The 18,803-nt window shown below is 73.2% G+C and carries 17 protein-coding genes and 1 pseudogene; 12 read left to right on the top strand and 6 right to left on the bottom strand.

Going from position 1 to position 18,803, the window contains the following annotated elements; genetic code table 11:
- The first annotated feature begins 58 nt into the window (after positions 1-58).
- Entirely contained in the window at positions 59-1,948 is a 1,890-nt protein-coding gene (locus ACZ4NT_RS05980) for a discoidin domain-containing protein (protein ID WP_121408112.1), read from the top strand.
- A 98-nt stretch (positions 1,949-2,046) separates the two neighbouring features.
- Here the strand turns inward: ACZ4NT_RS05980 and ACZ4NT_RS05985 are convergent, their stop codons facing one another.
- The gene (locus ACZ4NT_RS05985) at positions 2,047-2,403 is read right to left on the bottom strand and encodes a hypothetical protein (protein ID WP_121408111.1); all 357 of its coding nucleotides are present in this window, start codon (positions 2,401-2,403) and stop codon (positions 2,047-2,049) included.
- Positions 2,404-2,597: 194 nt separating this feature from the next.
- Here ACZ4NT_RS05985 and ACZ4NT_RS05990 point away from each other — a divergent pair, with 194 nt between their 5' ends.
- Positions 2,598-3,263, top strand: a complete 666-nt coding sequence (locus ACZ4NT_RS05990; protein WP_121408110.1) for an NUDIX domain-containing protein — start codon at positions 2,598-2,600, stop codon at positions 3,261-3,263.
- A 9-nt stretch (positions 3,264-3,272) separates the two neighbouring features.
- Here the strand turns inward: ACZ4NT_RS05990 and ACZ4NT_RS05995 are convergent, their stop codons facing one another.
- A complete protein-coding gene (locus tag ACZ4NT_RS05995; protein WP_467723769.1) occupies positions 3,273-4,451 on the bottom strand; it encodes a PP2C family protein-serine/threonine phosphatase in 1,179 nt (392 codons plus the stop codon).
- A 227-nt stretch (positions 4,452-4,678) separates the two neighbouring features.
- Between ACZ4NT_RS05995 and ACZ4NT_RS06000 the strand changes: the two genes are divergently transcribed.
- The 4 genes from ACZ4NT_RS06000 to ACZ4NT_RS06015 all read left to right on the top strand — a co-directional run bounded on the left by ACZ4NT_RS06000 (position 4,679) and on the right by ACZ4NT_RS06015 (position 8,977).
- The gene (locus tag ACZ4NT_RS06000; protein WP_121408108.1) at positions 4,679-5,167 is read left to right on the top strand and encodes a DUF5709 domain-containing protein; all 489 of its coding nucleotides are present in this window, start codon (positions 4,679-4,681) and stop codon (positions 5,165-5,167) included.
- A gap of 48 nt (positions 5,168-5,215) precedes the next feature.
- Positions 5,216-5,779 carry a (2Fe-2S)-binding protein gene (locus ACZ4NT_RS06005; RefSeq protein WP_467723772.1) on the top strand — a complete coding sequence of 188 codons (564 nt, stop codon included), beginning with the start codon at positions 5,216-5,218 and terminating at the stop codon, positions 5,777-5,779.
- Complete coding sequence (locus ACZ4NT_RS06010) at positions 5,776-6,768, top strand: FAD binding domain-containing protein (RefSeq protein WP_467723773.1); 993 nt, start codon at positions 5,776-5,778, stop codon at positions 6,766-6,768. Before ACZ4NT_RS06005 ends, ACZ4NT_RS06010 begins: the two co-directional genes overlap by 4 nt.
- Before the next feature lie 85 nt (positions 6,769-6,853).
- Positions 6,854-8,977: a xanthine dehydrogenase family protein molybdopterin-binding subunit gene (locus ACZ4NT_RS06015; RefSeq protein WP_467723775.1), complete on the top strand. Its 2,124-nt coding sequence runs from the start codon at positions 6,854-6,856 to the stop codon at positions 8,975-8,977.
- Positions 8,978-9,228: 251 nt separating this feature from the next.
- Here the strand turns inward: ACZ4NT_RS06015 and ACZ4NT_RS06020 are convergent, their stop codons facing one another.
- Positions 9,229-10,419 (bottom strand): hypothetical protein, encoded by a 1,191-nt coding sequence (locus ACZ4NT_RS06020; RefSeq protein WP_467723777.1) that lies wholly within the window; start codon positions 10,417-10,419, stop codon positions 9,229-9,231.
- 177 nt (positions 10,420-10,596) lie between these two features.
- Positions 10,597-11,511: a LysR family transcriptional regulator ArgP gene (locus tag ACZ4NT_RS06025; protein WP_467723778.1), complete on the bottom strand. Its 915-nt coding sequence runs from the start codon at positions 11,509-11,511 to the stop codon at positions 10,597-10,599.
- A gap of 67 nt (positions 11,512-11,578) precedes the next feature.
- On the opposite strand from ACZ4NT_RS06025, the gene ACZ4NT_RS06030 reads away from it, so the two are divergent.
- Positions 11,579-11,737 carry a hypothetical protein gene (locus ACZ4NT_RS06030; protein WP_467723780.1) on the top strand — a complete coding sequence of 53 codons (159 nt, stop codon included), beginning with the start codon at positions 11,579-11,581 and terminating at the stop codon, positions 11,735-11,737.
- Positions 11,704-12,117: pseudogene (locus ACZ4NT_RS06035) on the top strand (LysE/ArgO family amino acid transporter); the annotation flags it as partial. The gene ACZ4NT_RS06030 and the pseudogene ACZ4NT_RS06035, both read left to right, overlap by 34 nt.
- Here the strand turns inward: ACZ4NT_RS06035 and ACZ4NT_RS06040 are convergent.
- Positions 12,059-13,084: a DMT family transporter gene (locus tag ACZ4NT_RS06040; protein ID WP_467723782.1), complete on the bottom strand. Its 1,026-nt coding sequence runs from the start codon at positions 13,082-13,084 to the stop codon at positions 12,059-12,061. The pseudogene ACZ4NT_RS06035 and the gene ACZ4NT_RS06040 overlap by 59 nt on opposite strands.
- A 103-nt stretch (positions 13,085-13,187) precedes the next feature.
- Here ACZ4NT_RS06040 and ACZ4NT_RS06045 point away from each other — a divergent pair, with 103 nt between their 5' ends.
- Positions 13,188-13,790, top strand: coding sequence for a TetR/AcrR family transcriptional regulator (locus ACZ4NT_RS06045; protein ID WP_121408101.1), 603 nt, complete (start codon positions 13,188-13,190; stop codon positions 13,788-13,790).
- A 105-nt stretch (positions 13,791-13,895) separates the two neighbouring features.
- The gene (locus tag ACZ4NT_RS06050; RefSeq protein WP_467723784.1) at positions 13,896-15,218 is read left to right on the top strand and encodes an MFS transporter; all 1,323 of its coding nucleotides are present in this window, start codon (positions 13,896-13,898) and stop codon (positions 15,216-15,218) included.
- Between the two features lie 24 nt (positions 15,219-15,242).
- On the opposite strand, the gene ligD is transcribed toward ACZ4NT_RS06050, so the two are convergent.
- The gene (gene ligD, locus ACZ4NT_RS06055; protein ID WP_121408099.1) at positions 15,243-16,208 is read right to left on the bottom strand and encodes a non-homologous end-joining DNA ligase; all 966 of its coding nucleotides are present in this window, start codon (positions 16,206-16,208) and stop codon (positions 15,243-15,245) included.
- Between the two features lie 256 nt (positions 16,209-16,464).
- Between ligD and ACZ4NT_RS06060 the strand changes: the two genes are divergently transcribed.
- Together ACZ4NT_RS06060 and ACZ4NT_RS06065 are read left to right on the top strand one after the other, a co-directional pair.
- Complete coding sequence (locus ACZ4NT_RS06060) at positions 16,465-17,253, top strand: PIG-L deacetylase family protein (protein ID WP_121408098.1); 789 nt, start codon at positions 16,465-16,467, stop codon at positions 17,251-17,253.
- A 115-nt stretch (positions 17,254-17,368) separates the two neighbouring features.
- Positions 17,369-18,796, top strand: coding sequence for a M1 family metallopeptidase (locus tag ACZ4NT_RS06065; protein WP_467723787.1), 1,428 nt, complete (start codon positions 17,369-17,371; stop codon positions 18,794-18,796).
- The last annotated feature ends 7 nt before the right edge of the window (positions 18,797-18,803 follow it).

The following is an 18,803-nucleotide window of genomic DNA, read 5'->3' on the forward strand; positions in this document are numbered from 1 at the left end:
CCCGCACCGCCGCACGCCCGCACGCACCCGGCACCCCCAACGTCCTCAGGAGAGCCGCATGCCATCCCGTACACCCCGCACACTCATGACCGCCCTCGCCACCCTGTCCGCCCTCACGCTGCTGACCGCGGGCACGGCCGTCGCGGCGCAGGACCCCCAGTCCGGCGCCGTCGCCGCGGCGGCCTGGGACACCGACCGGGCCGCCGCGGCCTATGCCGCGAACCCGGCCTCCGTCACCGCCTCCGGCAGTGAGAACGGCGGCACGGCGCCCGGACTGGCCTTCGACGGCAACGGATCCACGCGCTGGTCCAGCCAGTTCGCCGACGACGCGTGGATACGCGTCGACCTCGGCGCCACCCTCCGCATCGACCGGGTCGCCCTGGACTGGGAGGCCGCCTATGGCAAGCGGTACGTCCTGGAGGTGTCCAGGAACGGCACCGACTGGACCCCCTTCTACACGGAGACCGCCGGCACCGGAGGCTCCGTCACCGCCCACACCCATCCCCAGGAGGTGACCGGACGGTACGTACGCCTGCGCGGCGTGGAGCGCGCCACGCCCTACGGCTACTCGCTGTACTCCTTCAAGGTCTACGGCGGCGAACCGGCCCCCGCCTCGGCCACCCGCTCCAACCTCGCCCTGCACCACCCCGCCTACTCGAACCTCTACCAGCACGCCGGCAGCTCACCCGCCTCGGCGACCGACGGCGGCTGGCCCGCGGACCTCAAGGGCGACGCCACCCGCTGGTCCAGCGACTGGAACGCCGACCGCTGGATCTCCGTGGACCTCGGCGCCACCTCCACCATCGACACCGTCGACCTCTACTGGGAGGCGGCCTACGCGGTGGACTACGAGATCCAGGTCTCCGACGACAACCGGACCTGGCGAACCGTTCACCGGCCCTCGGCCGCCGAGGTGGCCGCCCGCCGCGCCGACGTGAAGTCGCCGGGCGAGGCAGCGGGTCGCCACGACGGCGTCACCCTGGCCCAGCCGGCGACGGGGCGCTACGTGCGGATGCTCGGAAAGGAACGGCGCTCCTTCTACAACCCGGCACCCGCAACGGCCCAGTTCGGCTACTCGCTCTACGAGTTCCAGGTCTGGGGCACGGGAGGCAGCGCCTCCGCCGCGTATCCGGCACTGCCCGGCGAACAGTCCGGCACCTACCAGACGACCTTCTTCGACGACTTCACCGCGGCGGCCCTCGACCGCTCGAAGTGGCGCGTGGTCAGAACCGGCCAGGAGATGGGCCCGGTCAACGGCGAGTCCCAGGCCTACGTCGACTCCGCCGACACCATCAGCACGCAGAACGGCAGCCTCCTGCTGAAGGCCAAGTACTGCAAGGGCTGCACGCAGGCGGGCGGCGGCACCTACGACTTCACCTCCGGGCGCATCGACACCAACACCAGGTTCGACTTCACCTACGGCCGGGTCAGCGCGCGCATGAAGCTGCCGGTCGGGGACGGATTCTGGCCGGCCTTCTGGATGCTGGGCAGCAACGTCGACGACCCGTCGGTGTCATGGCCCGCCTCCGGCGAGACCGACATCATGGAGAACATCGGCTACGGCGACTGGACCAGCACCGCACTGCACGGCCCGGGCTACTCGGCCGACGGCAACATCGGCGCCCGCCAGACCTATCCCGACGGGGGCCGGGCCGACCAGTGGCACACGTACGCGGTCGAGTGGACCCCGACAGGTATGCGCTTCTTCGTCGACGACCGCCTGGTCCAGGAGACGTCCCGCAACAAACTGGAGTCCACCCGGGGGCAGTGGGTGTTCGGCCACAACCAGTACGTCATCCTCAACCTCGCCCTGGGCGGCGGCTATCCGGCCGGCTGGAACAAGGTCACCGCGCCGTACTGGGGGCTGCCCCAGTCCAGCGTCGACCGGGTCGCCGCCGGGGGAGTGCGCGCCGAGGTCGACTGGGTGCGCGTGGAGCAGAAGCGGTGACCTGATCGCCGACCGCCGACCGCCTGGGTGCCCCGCCCCGGCGGTCGGCGAGCGGCACCCGAACGACTCCGCAGGGGCCCCGGCCGGCCCGTGGCCCGTCAACCCTCCTCGCCCGCCCGCGACATGCGCAGGGCGAGGTCCTGGAGGAGGTCGGCCGATTTCACGTCGGTCCGTCCGGAGTCGTGCACCTCGGCAAGCTCGGAGAACAGGAACGCGAAGGCGCCCACGAGTGAGATGGTCGCGGGCAGATAGGCGTCCGCGACGGCCTGGCCGGCTTCGGCGGGGCCGGCGTCCGCGGGCACCTCGACACTCGGGAACACCTCCGTCACGAGGGCGCCGAGCTGGGTCTCGGTCGACTCGACCTCGGCGTCCTCGTCCTGAGCGATCCTGCGGACCATCGCGTTGGTCTCGGTGAGGACGCCGATGGCTCGCAGGATGATCTCCGTCTGTTCCATGCCGTGAGCCTAGACGTGCGGCCGCCTCCGTGGTCGTGACCGGCGGGTTCCGCTGCCCGTGGGGACCTCCGGTTTCCTCGCGGAGTCCGGTTCGCCGGACCCGTCGTGCGGGGGAGGCCGTGCGACAGCGACGGGGACGAAATGGTAGAAGCGGTCATGAGCATCTTCCGTTCCATCCGCCCGGCCCGCGTCCGATGACCGCCGGCATCGACACCCCGGACCGCCGCGGCCGCACCGGACTCGACCGTACCGGCCGGGATCTGACCGGCAACCCGCGCGTCAAGGTGCGGGACGTGACCCTCCTGTCCAGCCACTGGTATGTGGAGCGCACCACCACGTTCGACTTCCGGCGCGGCGACGGCACCTGGAGCACCCAGGAGCGCGAGACGCACGACCGCGGCAACGGCGCCACGATGCTGCTGTACGACGCGGACCGCGAAACCGTGCTGCTGACCCGGCAGTTCCGCTATCCCGTCTACGTCAACGGACACCCCGATGGCATGCTCGTCGAGACGCCGGGCGGACTCCTCGACGAGGAGGACGAGCATCCGGAGGTCGCCGTGCGCCGCGAGGTGATCGAGGAGACCGGGCACACCATCGGCGCCGTCCGGCACGTCTTCGACGTCTACATGAGCCCCGGATCGGTCACCGAACGCGTCAGTTTCTTCGCCGCCTCCTACGGTCCCTCGACCCGTACCCACGAAGGCGGCGGGCTGGACGAGGAGGGTGAGGACATCGAGATCGTCGAACTGCCCTTCCGCAGAGCCCTGGAGATGATCCGCACCGGCGAGATCGCCGACGCGAAGACCATCATGCTGCTGCAGTGGGCGGCCCTGGAGGGCCCGTTCAGCTCCGGATGAGGCCCGGGGTCACCGCGGCGGGCGCCACTCGAACAGGATGATCGTGGCGTCGTCCTGCAGTCCGTCGGTCTGGGAGTCCAGGATGGAGTGGATCAGGCGCCGCAGCACCTCCGGGGGCAGCTCACCGCCCGCCGTGGCGCGGATGACGGAGTCGGTGAACCGCTCCAGCCCGAACAGCCCGCCGTCCCGGGTCCGCGCCTCGGTGACCCCGTCGGTGTACATCAGGACGCGGTCGCCCGGCTCCAGGGTGACCTCGTGGACCTGCCGTGCCCGCGAGGTGAGGAGCGAGGGCAGCCCCATCGGCGGCTCCGGGTCGCGGTCCAGGGCACCGTCCACCACCCGCTCGTCGCGGATGAGCAGCGGCGGCGGATGACCGCAGTTGATCCACCGCAGCGTCCCGGAGGCCAGGTCGAGCTGGCACAGCACCGAGGTGCAGAACTGGTCCGGCAGCCACTCGCCGAGAGCCGCGTCGACGGACTCCACCAGTTCCGGCAGGTCCGCCCCGGTGCGGCGGGCGTTGCGGCAGGCGGCGAGCGACACCGCGGTGGTCAGCCCCGACGCCAGATTGTGGCCCATCGCGTCGAGGATCGAGACGTGCAGCGTCGTCTCGGTCAGCGAGTGGTCGAACGCGTCGCCGCCGATCTGGTACGCGGGCTCCAGGACCGCCGTCGACACCGCGTGCCTGGTGCCGATCGTGCGGGGTGGGAGGAAGGCGCGCAGCATCTCCGCCGGCAGCTGCATCGGTTCGGTGCGGGTGCGCCGGATGAAGGAGTCCTTGTACGCCCGCTTCGACGTGATCATCATGGCGAGCAGGGTGGCGAGCGTCCTGCCGCGCCGCAGCGCCAGGGGATCGAGGGCCGGGCAGTGCACCGCGAGGACGCCGAGGCGTTCCGCCCCGTCGAGCAGCGGGAACCACGCCGTCATCCCGCCGAGCTCGGACTCCTCCACACGCAGGGACTGCGTGCGGTAGGTCCAGCCGGCGAGGGAGTCGTCGATGTCGAGCACGGAGGCCACGTCCGTCAGCGGCACGAGCTGCCGCTGCTGCAGATCGGCGAGGTACACGACGGAGTGCTGCAGGCCGAGCGCCTTGGAACAGCGCGCCACCGCGGTCGTCAGGTCCAGCGCCGCATTGGCCGGGTCGGCGAGAAACTCCGTCAGGAGCGCTTCCTCGGTCTCTGCCGTCGCCACCCTGGCTCCCCTCGTCGCACGTCGCGGCCCGTGGTCCGGGCGCTCCGTGAAGAAGTCTCACACCGGTGCGGGCCCGTCGCCCGGCGACCACGGGTCCCGCGGGACCCCCGGCTGCCGTCACGCACCGTGTTCACCGGGAGTCCCTGGCGTGCCGGAACGTGTGGTCTGCCGCAGCCTGGATACGCGGGCTGCAAGACAACACAACCGTCCGGAGGAACACACAGACCATGGGCAGCGAGAGCAACGAAGAAGTCATGGGCGACGAGGTCTACCAGCCCGACGGGACCGAGGGCCGTGAGGACGACGGCATCCTCGACGCGGAGGACACCCTCTCCGACCGCGAGTCGGACCCGTACGAGGAGGGCTGGTCGCCGCCCGAGCGCCCGCTGGCGGTGGAGCACGAGGGGACGACGGCGCGGGAGCAGCGGGAGGGCGAGAGCCTGGACCAGCGGCTGTCGGAGGAGCGACCGGACCCGGCTCTCGCCGAGCCCGACGCCGGCGACGGTGTGGGCGACCTCCCCGACGGCGAGGGGGAACCGGTGGACGACGAGGTCGGCGAGGACCGCGCCGGCCGCCTGGTGGCTCCCGACGAGGGTGCCCACGAGGACGCCGAGAAGGACATGCTCGCCGAGGACGTGGGCATCGACGGGGGCGCGGCCTCCGCGGAGGAGGCGGCCGTCCACCGCATCCCGGACGAGGACATCGACTCCCTTTAGCGGCGGGCCGCCACCGGCCCGTGCAGCCCACCCACCTGGAGGTCATCCGTGGATTCCGGATCCGCGCGCGACACCGCCGGCTCACCCGACCGCCACCACTCCGAGGTGACTCTCCGGGTGAACGGCAAACCGCACACCCTGACCGTCGACCACCGCTCCGTCCTGCTGGACGTGCTGCGCGAGGACCTCGGTCTCACGGGCGCCAAGAAGGGCTGCGACCACGGCCAGTGCGGTGCCTGCACCGTCCTGGTGGGCGGCCGCCGCGTCAACAGCTGCCTGCTGCCGGCGGTCGCCCTCGACGGCGACGACATCACGACCGTCGAGGGTCTGGCCGGTGGCGACGGCGAGACACTCCACCCGCTCCAGCAGGCCTTCCTGGACCGCGACGCGTTCCAGTGCGGCTACTGCACACCGGGGCAGATCTGCAGCGCCGTCGGCGCGGTCGCCGAGGCGGCGGCCGGACACCCCTCGCACGTGACCGACCCCGCCGTGCCGTCGGGGCGGCCCGTGCCGCTCGGCGCGGACGAGATCCGTGAGCGGCTCAGCGGCAACCTCTGCCGCTGCGGCGCCTATCCGCACATCGTCCAGGCCGTCGAGGACGTGGTCTCGTGAAGCCCTTCGCGTACGTACGCGCCGGCAGCGTCGAGGAGGCGACCGACGCGTACGCCTCCAACCCCGGCGCCCGCTACCTCGGCGGCGGCACCAACCTGGTGGACCTGATGAAGCTCGGGGTGGAGCAGCCCGCCGCCCTCATCGACGTCAGCCGCCTGCCCCTCGACACCGTGGAGGAACTGCCCGACGGGTCCCTGCGGATCGGGGCGACCGTCCGCAACAGCGACCTCGCGGCCCACCCCGCGGTCCGCGACCGCTACCCCGTGCTCTCCCAGGCGGTCCTCGCGGGCGCCTCCGGGCAGCTGCGCAACGTCGCCACCACCGGCGGCAACCTGCTCCAGCGCACCCGCTGCCCCTACTTCCAGGACGTCGACAAGCCCTGCAACAAGCGCGAACCGGGCTCCGGCTGCGGTGCCCTGGAGGGAGTCCACCGGGACCACGCGGTGCTCGGTCACTCCGCGCAGTGCATCGCCACGCACCCCTCCGACCTGGCCGTCGCCCTCGCCGCGCTCGACGCCCGGGTGGAGCTGCACGGCGCCGACGGCGAACGCACCGTCCCGGTGGCCGAGTTCCACCGACTGCCCGGCGACCACCCGGAGCGGGAGACCGAGATCCGACCCGGGGAACTCATCACGGGTGTGCTGCTCCCCGAGGCCACCTCCGGACTGCCCTCCGCCTACCGCAAGGCCCGCGACCGGGCGTCGTACGCCTTCGCCCTCGCGTCGGTGGCCGCCGTGCTGCAGATCGCGGACGGCGTCGTCCGGCACGCCGGGATCGCCTTCGGTGGACTGGCGCACCGGCCCTGGCGGGCGCGGCGGGCCGAGGCGGCGCTGCTGGGCGCGGCGCCCACCACGGCCGCGTTCGAGCACGCCCTCGACCTCGAACTAGAGGAGGCGCGGCCGTTGCGCGACAACGCCTTCAAGGTGCCGCTGGCCCGCAACCTGGGTGTCGACGTCCTGAGCCGGCTCGCACCCCCGGCCGTCACCTGACCGATCCCGGGCCCCGCGCCGCCGCCGACGAGCACCCCGACCGGGGAACGACGACACCGGAACCTGCACGCACCAGGAGGACTCCATGGCCGACACCGGTAGCGCGCTGGGCGCTCCCGCCGAGCGCCGGGAGGGCCGGGACAAGGTCACCGGCACCGCCCGCTACGCCGCCGAACAGCCGCTCCCGCGCCGGGCCCACGCGTGGCCGGTGCCCGCCTCCGTCGCCGCCGGATCGGTCCGCGCGGTCGACACCGCCGCCGCGCTGGAGCTGCCGGGCGTGCTGTCGGTACTCACCCACGAGAACGCGCCCCGGGTCGCGGAGCAGGACGACCCCACGCTCGCCGTCCTGCAGGACGACCGGGTGCCGCACCGCGGCTGGTGCGTCGCCCTGGTCGTCGCCGAGACCCTGGAGGCGGCCCGCGCGGGCGCGGCGGCCGTGCGGGTGGACTACGCGGAGCGGGACCACGACGTGACCCTCACCGAGGGGCACCCGGGGGCCTACGTACCCGAGAAGGCCAACGGCGGCTATCCGGCGCACCGCGAACTGGGCGACCCCGAGGGCGCCTTCTGTTCCGCGGCGGTCCGTGTGGACGCCGACTACCGGGTGCCGCCGCTGCACAACCACCCCATGGAACCGCACGCCGCGACCGCGCGCTGGGAGGACGGCCGGCTCGTGGTGCACGACTCCAGCCAGGGCGCCACGACCGTACGCGCCGTGCTGGCCCAGATGTTCGCGATCCCGGAGGACCGGGTCACCGTCGTGTCCGAACACGTCGGCGGCGGCTTCGGATCCAAGGGCACCCCCCGCCCGCACGTCGTCCTCGCGGCCATGGCGGCACGCGTGACGGACCGCCCCGTCACCGTCAACCTGCCCCGCCGCCACCTGCCCGCCGTGGTCGGCCATCGCGCCCCCACGCTGCAGCGCGTCCGGCTGGGCGCCACCGAGGACGGCAGGCTCACCTCGGTCCTCCACGAGGTCACCACCCACACCTCCCGCATCAAGGAGTTCGTCGAGCAGGCAGCGATGCCCACCCGGGTCATGTACGCCTCTCCGCACAGCCTCACCACGCACCGGGTCGTGCCGCTGGACGTGCCCAGCCCGTCGTGGATGCGCGCGCCGGGCGAGGCCCCGGGCATGTACGCGCTGGAGTCGGCCATGGACGAGCTGGCGGTCGAACTCGGCATGGATCCCGTGGAGTTGCGTATCGCCAACGAGCCGGACGCCGAACCCGACAGCGGCAAGCCCTTCAGCAGCCGTCATCTGGTGGAGTGCCTGCGGGAGGGGGCGCGCCGGTTCGACTGGGCCCGCCGCGACCCCCGTCCGCGGTCGCGCCTGGAAGGCCCGCTGCTGGTGGGCTCGGGCGTGGCGGCGGCGACGTATCCGGTGCTCGTCTCGCCGTCCACGGCGAGCGTCCGGGCTCTTCCCGACGGCGACTTCGTGGTGCGGATCAACGCCACGGACATCGGCACCGGGGCCCGGACCGTCCTGGCGCAGATCGCCGCCGACGCCCTGGACGTCCCGCTCGGACGCGTCCGCACCGAAGTGGGAAGCAGTGACCTGCCGTCGGCTCCGCTGGCCGGTGGTTCGTCCGGCACCGCCTCCTGGGGCTGGGCGGTGCACGAGGCCTGCGGCCGCCTCAAGGCAGCCCTGGCCGGCCACGCCGGGCCCCTGCCGGACGACGGGCTGGAGGCGCGGGCGGACACGTCAGGCACCGCCGACGCCGAGAGCGACTACGCCCGGCACGCCTTCGGTGCCCACTTCGCGGAGGTCGCCGTCGACACCGTGACCGGGGAGGTGCGCGTCCGCCGGCTGCTCGGCGTGTACGCCGCCGGCCGCATCCTCAACTCCCGCACGGCGCGCTCCCAGTTCATCGGCGGCATGACCATGGGGCTGGGCATGGCGCTGACCGAGGGAAGCACGATGGACGCGCCGTTCGGCGACTTCACCGAGTCCGACCTCGCGTCCTACCACGTGCCCGCCCACGCGGACGTCCCCGCCCTGGAAGCGCACTGGATCGACGAGGAGGACCCTCATCTCAACCCCATGGGCAGCAAGGGGATCGGTGAGATCGGCATCGTCGGGACGGCGGCCGCCGTCGGCAACGCCGTGTACCACGCCACCGGTGTCCGGTTGCGCGAACTCCCCCTGACCCCGGACCGGGTGCTGACCGGCCTGGCGGAACACGTCGGCGGGGGGCGGCTCCGGTGAGGCCCGTCCCCGGTCGGGCCGTCGAGTGAAGCCCGGCCGCGGTCGGGCCGTCGAGTGAAGCCCGGTCGCGGTCGGGCCGTCGAGTGAAGCCTGGCCGCGGTCGGGCCGTAGAGCCGAGCCCGCCCCCGATCGGGGCCGATGAGTGGCGCCCGCTCGCGGGCGGGCGAGAGCGGACAGCACCGCGCGGGCCTGCGGAACGCAGACCCGCGCGGGTCGACGCGGTGGGCGCCCGCTCACGGCGGGCACCGCCGTCACTCCGGTGACTGGTGCGCCCCGGCCAGGGGCCGGCTTTCGGGCTGCCTGCCGAGCTTCTCCGCCGCCAGCGATGCCAGGAGGGCCGTGGCTGCCGCCAGTGCGGCCACGACTGACGCAAGGCCGGCGAACCACTGCGGGGCGGCGGTGATCTCCAGCGCCCGGGACAGGGCCGGCGACCGGAGTCGGCCGTCGAGCACCTGAAGGGCGGCCAGTGCGGCCGGAATCACCACGGCGGTCGCGAGCACCGGCAGGGCGTTCTTGAGCACCAGCGCCAGCGCGACGACCAGACACAGGGCGGAGGCGCCCAGGGCGAAGCCGTAGGCGTTCACGGGCGCGCCGTCCCGGTGCAGCGGGAAGTAGGCGAGCGCGCACAGGACCAGGGCGGCTGCGGCGAGCCATCCCGGCCACGACGGGGGAGTGCCGTCCTTGCGTGGCGCGCGGGGGCGCCGTGTGCGGGACGACGCGGGGCCGTGGTCGTGGTCGTTGTTGCGGTTGTGGTCGCCCGGTGTCTCGTGGGCGGCCTGCGGCGGGTGCGCGGCCGCGGCGTGCGGCGACGGCGCGGTGGTGTGCCCCGCCAGCAGTCCCGTTCCGTGCGTGGGCACGTCCTGCTCCTGGGCCAACCGGCCGATCAGCTGCACGAGTTCCTCGACGGGCCGGCTCGCCGCGGCGCGTACCGCCTCGTCGCCGCAGTGTTGCTCGATCGGCGGCCGGTGCAGCAGCGCCATCAGACGGGTCACGTCCTCCACGGGTCGACACTCGGCCGCGGCGCGGATCGCCTCGTCGGCGGATTCGGGGCTTCGCGGGGGGCGCGTCAGCAGCGCCACCAGCCGGGTGACGTCCTCGACGGAGCGCTCGACCCCGACCGCCCGGAGCGCGTCGACGGTGGCGCGCGCGTACTCCGGCGACTGCTCCAGGAGCGTGATCAGCTGGACCACTTCCTCCAGCGGCCGGTCGGCGACGGCCGCGTGTACCAGTCCGTCCATGGGATCGGCGTACTGGTCCTCGGGCTCGGGGCCGGCCTGTACGGGCCCCTCCTGTGCCGCACGGGTGGGCGGTGCTTCCGGGGCCGGTTCCGTGCCGACGGGCGGCTTGGGGGGCAGGGGCGGCGCGGGGGGACCGGCGGCACCGTCCGGGGGTATCTCCGGCCGGTCAGGGCTGGGTGAGAAGGAGAAAGAGCGGGTGGTCATGGTCGGCTCCATGAAGAGGGTGCGGCTGGCATCACGCCCCGATCGCGATGCGCAAGCTGATGCTGACCATTTCTATGGGGCCGCCAACCACCTCGCCACCCGGGTGTGGCAGCCGTGTGAGCCCGGCCCCCGGAGGGGTGCGGGACGCCGCCGCCCGCTTGCGCCCGCGGCCGTGCCTCAGGCAGGCCCCAGCGCCTCCCGCGCCGCGGCGACCACCGCATCGGCGACGGCCGCGAGGGCGGGTGAGTCGAGCTTCCACTGCTGCCAGAACAGCGGCACCTCGACCGTGCGGTCCGGGGCGAGCGGGACGAGCCGCCCGGCCCGCAGCAGCGGTCGGGCTTGTACCCGCGGCACCAGGCCCCAGCCCATTCCGGCCGCGACGGCGTCGACGAATCCCTCGGAGGTGGGGACGTGGTGGCGCAGGGCGGAGGCCCCTCGGTCCCGTCCGAGGAGGGTGCGCACGAAGGCGTCCTGGAGGTCGTCGTGCCGGTCGAAGGCCACGACGGGCACGTCCGCGAGCAGTTCGCCCGGCGGCGCGTCGGGCCGATCGCCGAGCCAGGTCTCCGCGAAGTCCGGGCTCGCCACCGCCAGATAGGGCATGCGCCCCAGCCCCCGGACGGAACAGCCCGTCACCGCGTCCGGCGACGAGGTCACGGCCGCCATCACCCGGCCCTCCCTGAGCAGCGCGGCCGTGTGGTCCTGGTCCGCCCGCCGCAGCTCGAAACAGGGCCGCAGGTCCTGGCGCACACGGGTGAGGGCCGGGAGGAACCAGGTCGCCAGCGAGTCGGAGTTCACCGCGATCGGCAGCCGCGTCGGCCCCGCGGTGTCCGTCAGGCCCAGTGCGGACTGCGCGTCGCGCTCCAGCCGGGCCAGCTGACGGGCGAAACGCACCACGACCTCGCCGGACTCGGTGGCCCGCACCGGCTTCGTGCGCATCAGCAGTACCCGGCCCGTGCGCTGTTCCAGAGCCTTGACGCGCTGGCTGACCGCCGAAGGGGTCACGTGCAGAGCCCGGGCCGCGGCGTCGAAAGTGCCCTCGTCGACCACCGCGAGCAGAGTGCGCACCTGATCGAGCGGGAGTTCGGTCATCACGAAGGCTAAGGGTACGTAAAAATCTTTAGCTGTACTTTCCCCAAGGTGCTTCCTTAGCGTCGTCGTCATGACCAACGCCCTCAGTGCCGCGGCGGCCGGATTCGGCACCGGGCTCTCGCTGATCGTCGCCATCGGCGCCCAGAACGCCTTCGTCCTGCGTCAGGGCGTCCGTCGTGAGGCGCCCTCGCGGTGGTGGGCATCTGCGCCCTGTCCGACGCCGCGCTGATCGCGCTGGGCGTCGGCGGCGTGGGGGCGGTCGTCGTGGCCTGGCCCTCGGCGCTGACGGCGGTCGGACTGGTCGGCGGTGCCTTCCTGCTGGTCTACGGCGCTCTCGCCGCCCGGCGCGTGCTGCGGCCGGGGGCCCTGCGGGTGGAGGGCGAGGCGACCGGGTCCCGGCGGCGGGCCGTGCTCACCTGCCTGGCGATGACCTGGCTCAACCCGCACGTCTATCTCGACACCGTGTTCCTGCTCGGCTCCGTGGCCGCCGACCGCGGAGCGCTGCGCTGGACCTTCGGCCTGGGCGCCGTGCTGGCGAGCCTGTGCTGGTTCACCGCGCTGGGCTTCGGTGCCCGTCTGCTCGGCCGCTTCCTGGCCAGGCCCTCGTCCTGGCGGGTGCTGGACGGTCTGGTGGCGGCGACGATGATCGGCCTGGGGGCGACGCTGATCGGCGGAGCGTGACCGGCCGCGGCGGCCTCGGCCCCCGCCGCGGGCGCTCGCCGAGCCGCACCACGGCCACGGCCAGCAGACCGAGCGCCAGCCCGGCCCCCGTCTGCACTCCGAACGGCTCGCCGAACATCAGCGCCCCCCACACGGCCGTCACCGGCGCCATCAGGAACATGAGGGTGTTGACCGAGGTCACCCCGGAGCGCCGCAGCAGGAGCCAGTACAGCCCGTAGCCGCCGAAGGTGGACAGACCCACCAGCCAGGCCACCGAGACCCAGAACGAGACGGCGGAGGGCGGGGCGGCCCCTCCCGCGGCCGCGGCCAGGACGCCGAAGACGACCGCGCTGCTGCCGACGTGGATCGTCATGGACACCGAAGGACGCACCTCCCCCGGGGAGCGGCGGTCCAGGAACGTCGCCGCCACCAGGCACAGCATGCCGAGGAACGGGACGAGGTAGGCCCACCAGGCCACACCGGCGACGGCGCCGGCGTCGGCCGCCGTGACCACGGCGACGCCGGACACGCCGAGACCCAGTCCCGCCCACTGCGTCCGGGACACCGGGCTCCCCAGCAGAGGACCCGCCAGCGCCCCGGCCACCAGGGGCTGTGTTCCGTCGACGAGGGCGGTGGTGCCGCTGGAGACGCCCAACTGGATCGCGTAGTAGACGGTGAGCAGATAGCCGCTCTGCGACAGCGCCCCCACCGCGGCCTGACGTGCGAGGACTCTCCGGGTCAGGCCCCGCCACGCCCGGCGGGTCGCGGTGAGGGCCACGGCGGTCAGGACGAGGGCCAGGGGCACAAAGCGCCACATCAGGAGCGTGAGCGCGGGCGCGGTGCCCGCTCCGAGCTTGGCGCCGATGAAGCCGGAGCTCCATGCGCCCACGAACGCGAGGGACAACAGGATCGTCACGGCACCGCACACCTCCTCGGCCGGATCCGGCACTGGACCCGGCCGCAAGTAGACAGATCTGTTTACTCGGCCTCGACTATACAGATCGGTCTACCCTGGACGCATGACGACCGCGAAGCCCCACCGCGTGACCCTGACCCCGGCGGCCCGCCGCGCGCTGGAGGCCGCCGCACGGCTCTTCTACGAGCGCGGGATCCACGCGGTGGGCGTCGACCTCATCGCGGCCGAGGCCGGCGTCACCAAGAAGACGCTGTACGACCGCTTCGGCTCCAAGGACCAGATCGTCGTCGAGTACCTGGCGGAGCGGGACGAGCGCTGGCGCGCCTTCCTGGTGCCGCGCGTCGACGCCGCCCCCACCGCGGAGGCGAAGGTGGCGGCGGTCTTCGACGCCACGCGGGCGTGGATGGAGGCCGAGGGCGCCCGGGGCTGCAGCATGGTCAACGCGCACGCGGAGATCGACGACCCCGCCCATCCCGCGACCGCGGTCATCGACGGCCAGAAGCGCTGGATGCTCGGACTGTTCACCGACCTCGTGCGCCCGCTCCAGCCGGACGCGCCCGATGCTGTGGGGCGCACGCTGATGCTGTTGCACGAAGGCGCCCTCGTGGCGCACGGCCTCGACATCTTCCCCGGGGCCATCGGTCACGCCGGGGCGGTGGCCGCCCGCATGGTGGCGGAGATCGCGGCCGGACGCCCGGCACGGTGACCTGCGGCCCGTCCGTCCGGGCGCCGGACAGCGGGGCGGTCGGTTGCCCCGGTCGACGATAGTGAATGCTGACACCGAAAGATGTATCGAGCATCCAGGACGGCCGTGGACACGAGCAGCAACACCACCGACAACGACGCGGGACCCCACGACGCGCCCCCGGCGCCCGAGACGGCGGAGTCCGCCGCACCGCGCGGCGGCTGGCGCCGCTGGGCCATGGACACCCGCCCGCTGCGCCGCCCCGCCTACCGCCGGCTGTGGTCGTCGACCATCGTCACGGCCGTGGGCAGCCAGCTCACCGCGGTCGCCGTACCCAAGCAGATCTACGACATCACCGGCTCCTCGGCCTGGGTCGGCTACGCGAGCCTCGCCGGCCTCCTGCCGCTCGTGGTCTTCGCCCTGTGGGGCGGCGCCGTCGCCGACAGCATGGACCGCCGCAAACTGCTCCTCATCACCAACACCGGGGTCGCCGTCACCTCGCTGCTGTTCTGGATACAGGCGGCCACCGGACTGGGTTCGGTGCTCGTACTGATGGTGCTGCTCGCCCTCCAGCAGGCGTTCTTCGGCCTCAACGCGCCCGCCCGCACCGCCTCCATCGCCCGGCTCGTCCCCGCCGAGGAGCTGCCGGCCGCGAACGCCCTCGGCTCGACCGTGATGCAGACCGGCCTCATCGCGGGCCCGCTGCTCGCCGGTGCCCTCATCCCCGTGATCGGCCTGGCCGAGCTCTACCTCATCGACGCCCTGGCGCTGTGCGTCACCGTCTGGGCCGTGTACCGGCTCCCGGCGCTGCCGCCGCTCGGCGGCCCGGCGACCCGGCGCGCGGGGCTGCGCGAGGTCGTCGCGGGCTTCCGCTACATGTCGCTGCACAAGGTGCTGCTGCTGTCCTTCCTCGCCGACATCATCGCCATGGTCTTCGGCATGCCCCGCGCCCTCTTCCCGCAGCTCGCCTCCCAGACCTACGCGCCCTACGGCGAAGGGCTCGCCCTCGGCCTGCTGTTCGCGGCGATCCCCATCGGCGCGATGGCCGGCGGGCTCATGTCCGGCACGTTCTCGCGGGCCCGCCGGCACGGGCTGATGGTCATCGGCGCGGTCCTGGCCTGGGGGGTGGCGATCACCGGGTTCGGACTGAGCACCAGCCTGTGGGTGGCCGTGGCGTTCCTCGCCGCCGCGGGCGTCGCCGACATGGTCTCCATGGTCTTCCGGGGCGCCATCCTGCTGTCCGCCGCGACGGACGAGATGCGCGGACGCATGCAGGGCGTCTTCACGGTGGTGGTCGCGGGCGGTCCCCGGCTGGCCGACGTCCTGCACGGCACGGCCGGATCGCTGCTCGGGGCACGTGCCGCGGTGGTGGCCGGCGGTCTCCTCGTCATGGCCGCGACGCTCGTCCTCGCGTTCGCCACCCCGGCGCTGCGCCGCTACACGATCTGAGAGCGGTACGGCGGGACGGGCGCCTCAGGGGAGGTCGGCGGCGGAGTCCTCCGGTGCCAGATCCGGGCGGAGCCGGTGCCACGACGGCTGCCTGAGCATCCCGGCGCGGGTCCGCGTGCTGTACCGGACCTCGCCGACCAGGAGGGGCAGCACCCAGTGCGCTCCGGGAGCGGCGGGCACGGGGTCGAAGGGGCAGGTGCCGCTCTCCGCGGCGTCCAGGAGCCGGGCGAGCGCCAGTCGCTCGTCCTCGCTCCAGCCGGTGCCGACACTGCCGACGTAGCGCAGCCGTCCCGCCTCGCGCTGTCCCACGAGAACGGCCCCGGGCAGGCCGGTGAGCCGTCCCCGGCCGGGTGACCAGCCGCCGATGACGACGTCCGCGATCCGCATGTTCCGGATCTTGATCCAGGCGCGGGAGCGCACACCCGGTTCGTACAGGGAGTCCAGCCGCTTGCAGACCAGCCCCTCCAAGCCGTTCTCCCGGGTGAGCTGCAGGGCCGCCTCGCCGTGCCCCACGATCGCCGATGGTGTCGACCAGGCGGGCCCTTCCAGGGCAAGGGCCTCCAACTGCCCGCGGCGGCGGGCATAGGTGAGCTTCGTGAGGTCGCCGCGCAGATGCATCACGTCGAACAGCATCAGGTGCGCGGGGTCCTCCGCGGCCCGGCGGGCCGCCCTCGCCGGGGAGTGCGCGAGGCCCATGCGCGACTGCAGCCGCTGGAAATCCCCCCGTCCCCGCTCGTCCAGGACCAGGATCTCGCCGTCCAGGACCGCCGGGGTGCTCCCGAGGGCACCGCCCAGAGGCTGCAGTTCCGGGTACGCGGCGGTGATGTCCTCCCCGGACCGGGCCCGCAGCACCACGCTGCCGTCCCCGGGCAGATACACCACCACGCGCTGGCCGTCCTGCTTCGTCTCGTAGGCCCAGCGCGGGTCCTGCGCCGAGGGGGGCAGCACACCGGGCGTGGCGAGCATGGGGGCGATACGCGGGAGTGTCACAGGTCAGTTGTCGACAGTCCCGACCCGTTCCCACGCGTCCCGGGCCGGTGTTTCCCCTGAACGGGGCCCCCGTCCGCCCTCCGGACCTGACGGGTACGAGTCCGTTCCGTCGTCCGCCGGAGCGCCGGACCCCCTTTCCGAACGGCCGGTTTTAGACCGGGTCCGCGGGCAGGTGTCCCCGCCCGCAACGTGCACGCCCGGCCGCCACCCCTCGCGCCTCTGTTGCGCAACCGGCGCACGGCGTCATGATTCGGTCATGGATCCCACTCACGACAAAGACGGCGTCCCGGACCCGGCCGGCCTGCGCGTCCTGCCCGAGGACTGGCAGCGATGTCTGGCGGTGGCGGCGCACCCCGACGACCTCGAGTACGGCGCCGCGTGCGCGGTCGCCCGCTGGACCGCCCAGGGCAAACAGGTCACGTATCTCCTCGCGACCCGCGGCGAGGCCGGAATCGACGGACTGCACCCCGACCGCGCGAAGCCGCTGCGCGAGGCCGAGGAGCGGGCCGGGGCCCTCGAAGTGGGCGTCGACACCGTGGAGTTCCTCGACCACCGGGACGGCGTCGTGGAGTACGGACCGGACCTGCGCCGGGACATCGTGCGGGCCATGCGGCGCCACCGCCCCGAGATCGTGGTGACCAACGCGTTCACCGTCCGCATGATCGGGGGCATGACGAACCAGGCGGACCACCGCGAGGTCGGCCTGGCCACCCTCGACGCGGCGCGGGACGCGGGCAACCGCTGGATCTTCCCGGAACTGGAGGGCGAGGGGCTGCAACCGTGGAACGGCATCCGGATGGTGTGCGTCGCGGGCGCCGAGCAGGCCACCCACGGGGTGGACGTCACGGGTGAGCCGCTGGAGCGGGGCATCGCCTCACTGGCGGCGCATGCCGAGTACACCAAGGGGCTGGGGGACCAGGGTTTCGAGCCGGGCCCGTTCCTGACCTGGGTGGGCCGTATGTCCGGGCCGGCACTGGGTGTCGAGGCCGCGGTCCTCTTCGACGTGCATCAGCTCATCCCCGACGGGCCGCCGCCCTGGGTGTGACAGCCGTGAACCCCCGGCTCCTGGAAGGAACTTGACCTGATCAAGGGGTTCCCGGGCCGGAGCGGCCCCTAGGCTGAACGGCATTGATCACCGCCACCCCCCCCCAGGAGCGCATGTGACTCTGCCCCGTCAGCAGGCCTTCGGACGCCCGGCCGTCCCGGGCCGGAAGGCCGTCGCCGCGGTCGTCCCCGTCGCCCTCGCGGCCCTGCTGGCCGCCGCCTCACCGGCGGCGGCCGGATCGGGAGCCGGCGCCCCCGGCGTCGGAGACCCGTACTTCGCCCTCGCCGGGAACGGCGGCTACGACGTCCGCCACTACGACCTCGCCCTCGACTACGACACGGGCACCCGCCACCTCGACGGCAGGGCGGCCATCACCGCCCGGGCCACCCAGCGCCTCACCCGCTTCGACCTCGACCTCGCGGGCCTGAAGGTCACCGGTGTGACGGTCGGCCACGAGAAGGCGTCCTTCCGCCGCACCGGCCAGGAACTCGTGATCACCCCACGGCGTTCGCTGCGCCGGCACCAGGAGTTCCGCGTCACCGTCACCTACGAGGGCATCCCGAAACCCGTGACGGACCCGGACGGTTCACCGGACGGCTGGATCCCCACGGACGACGGCGCTTTCGTCGCCGGTGAGCCGCAGGGCGCCATGACCTGGTTCCCGGCCGACAACCACCCCAAGGACAAGGCCTCCTACGACATCGCCCTCACCGTCCCCGAAGGACGCACCGCGGTGTCGAACGGCGTCCTGCTCGGGCAGCGGACCGCGCACGGCCGCACCACCTTCCGCTGGCGCCAGTCGGAGCCGATGGCCGCGTACCTCGCCACGGCGACGGTGGGCAGGTTCGAGGTCCAGCAGTACACCACCCCGGACGGACTCAGGATCTACAACGCCGTCGACCCGCGCGAGGCGGCCCGGGCGGCGCCCGTCCTCGAGAAGCTGCCGTCCGTACTGGCCTGGGAGAGCAAGCTGTTCGGCCCGTACCCCTTCCGGGCGGCAGGCTCGGTGGTCGACCACGCCCCCCAGGTGGGATACGCGCTGGAGACCCAGACCCGCCCCCTCTACGACAGCGCGCCCGACCTCGGCACCCTCGTCCACGAGAGCGCGCACCAGTGGTTCGGCGACTCCGTCTCCCTGACCAGCTGGAAGGACATCTGGCTCAACGAGGGCTTCGCGACCTACGCCGAGTGGCTCTACGCCGAGCAGCACGGTGGCCACAGCGCCCAGCAGGCCTTCGACGAACTGTACGCGCGTCCCGCGAGCGACGACCTCTGGGAGTTCGCGCCGGACGACCCCGGCGACGGAGCCCACATCTTCGCCACCCCCGTCTACGCCCGCGGCGCCATGGCCCTGCACCGGCTGCGCACCACCGTCGGTGACCGGGTCTTCCTCCGCATCCTGCGCACCTGGGCCACCGAGCACCGCGGCGGCCACGGCACCACGGCCCAGTTCGTCCGCCTGGGCGAGCGACTGTCCGGCAAGGACCTCGGCGCGCTGTTCCACACCTGGATCGGCACAGCGGGCAAACCGTCCACGGTGTGACGCGCGC

Source organism: Streptomyces sp. NPDC026417 (genome assembly GCF_055567695.1).

Bases quoted from the DNA above. Each gene is read 5' to 3' on its own strand.
- ACZ4NT_RS06060 (WP_121408098.1), top strand. From the start codon at position 16,465: ATGGATCCCACTCACGACAAAGACGGCGTCCCGGACCCGGCCGGCCTG.
- ACZ4NT_RS06015 (WP_467723775.1), top strand. From the start codon at position 6,854: ATGGCCGACACCGGTAGCGCGCTGGGCGCTCCCGCCGAGCGCCGGGAG.
- ACZ4NT_RS05990 (WP_121408110.1), top strand. From the start codon at position 2,598: ATGACCGCCGGCATCGACACCCCGGACCGCCGCGGCCGCACCGGACTC.
- ACZ4NT_RS06020 (WP_467723777.1), bottom strand. From the start codon at position 10,419: ATGACCACCCGCTCTTTCTCCTTCTCACCCAGCCCTGACCGGCCGGAG.
- ACZ4NT_RS06045 (WP_121408101.1), top strand. From the start codon at position 13,188: ATGACGACCGCGAAGCCCCACCGCGTGACCCTGACCCCGGCGGCCCGC.
- ACZ4NT_RS06000 (WP_121408108.1), top strand. From the start codon at position 4,679: ATGGGCAGCGAGAGCAACGAAGAAGTCATGGGCGACGAGGTCTACCAG.
- ACZ4NT_RS05985 (WP_121408111.1), bottom strand. From the start codon at position 2,403: ATGGAACAGACGGAGATCATCCTGCGAGCCATCGGCGTCCTCACCGAG.
- ACZ4NT_RS05980 (WP_121408112.1), top strand. From the start codon at position 59: ATGCCATCCCGTACACCCCGCACACTCATGACCGCCCTCGCCACCCTG.
- ACZ4NT_RS06030 (WP_467723780.1), top strand. From the start codon at position 11,579: ATGACCAACGCCCTCAGTGCCGCGGCGGCCGGATTCGGCACCGGGCTC.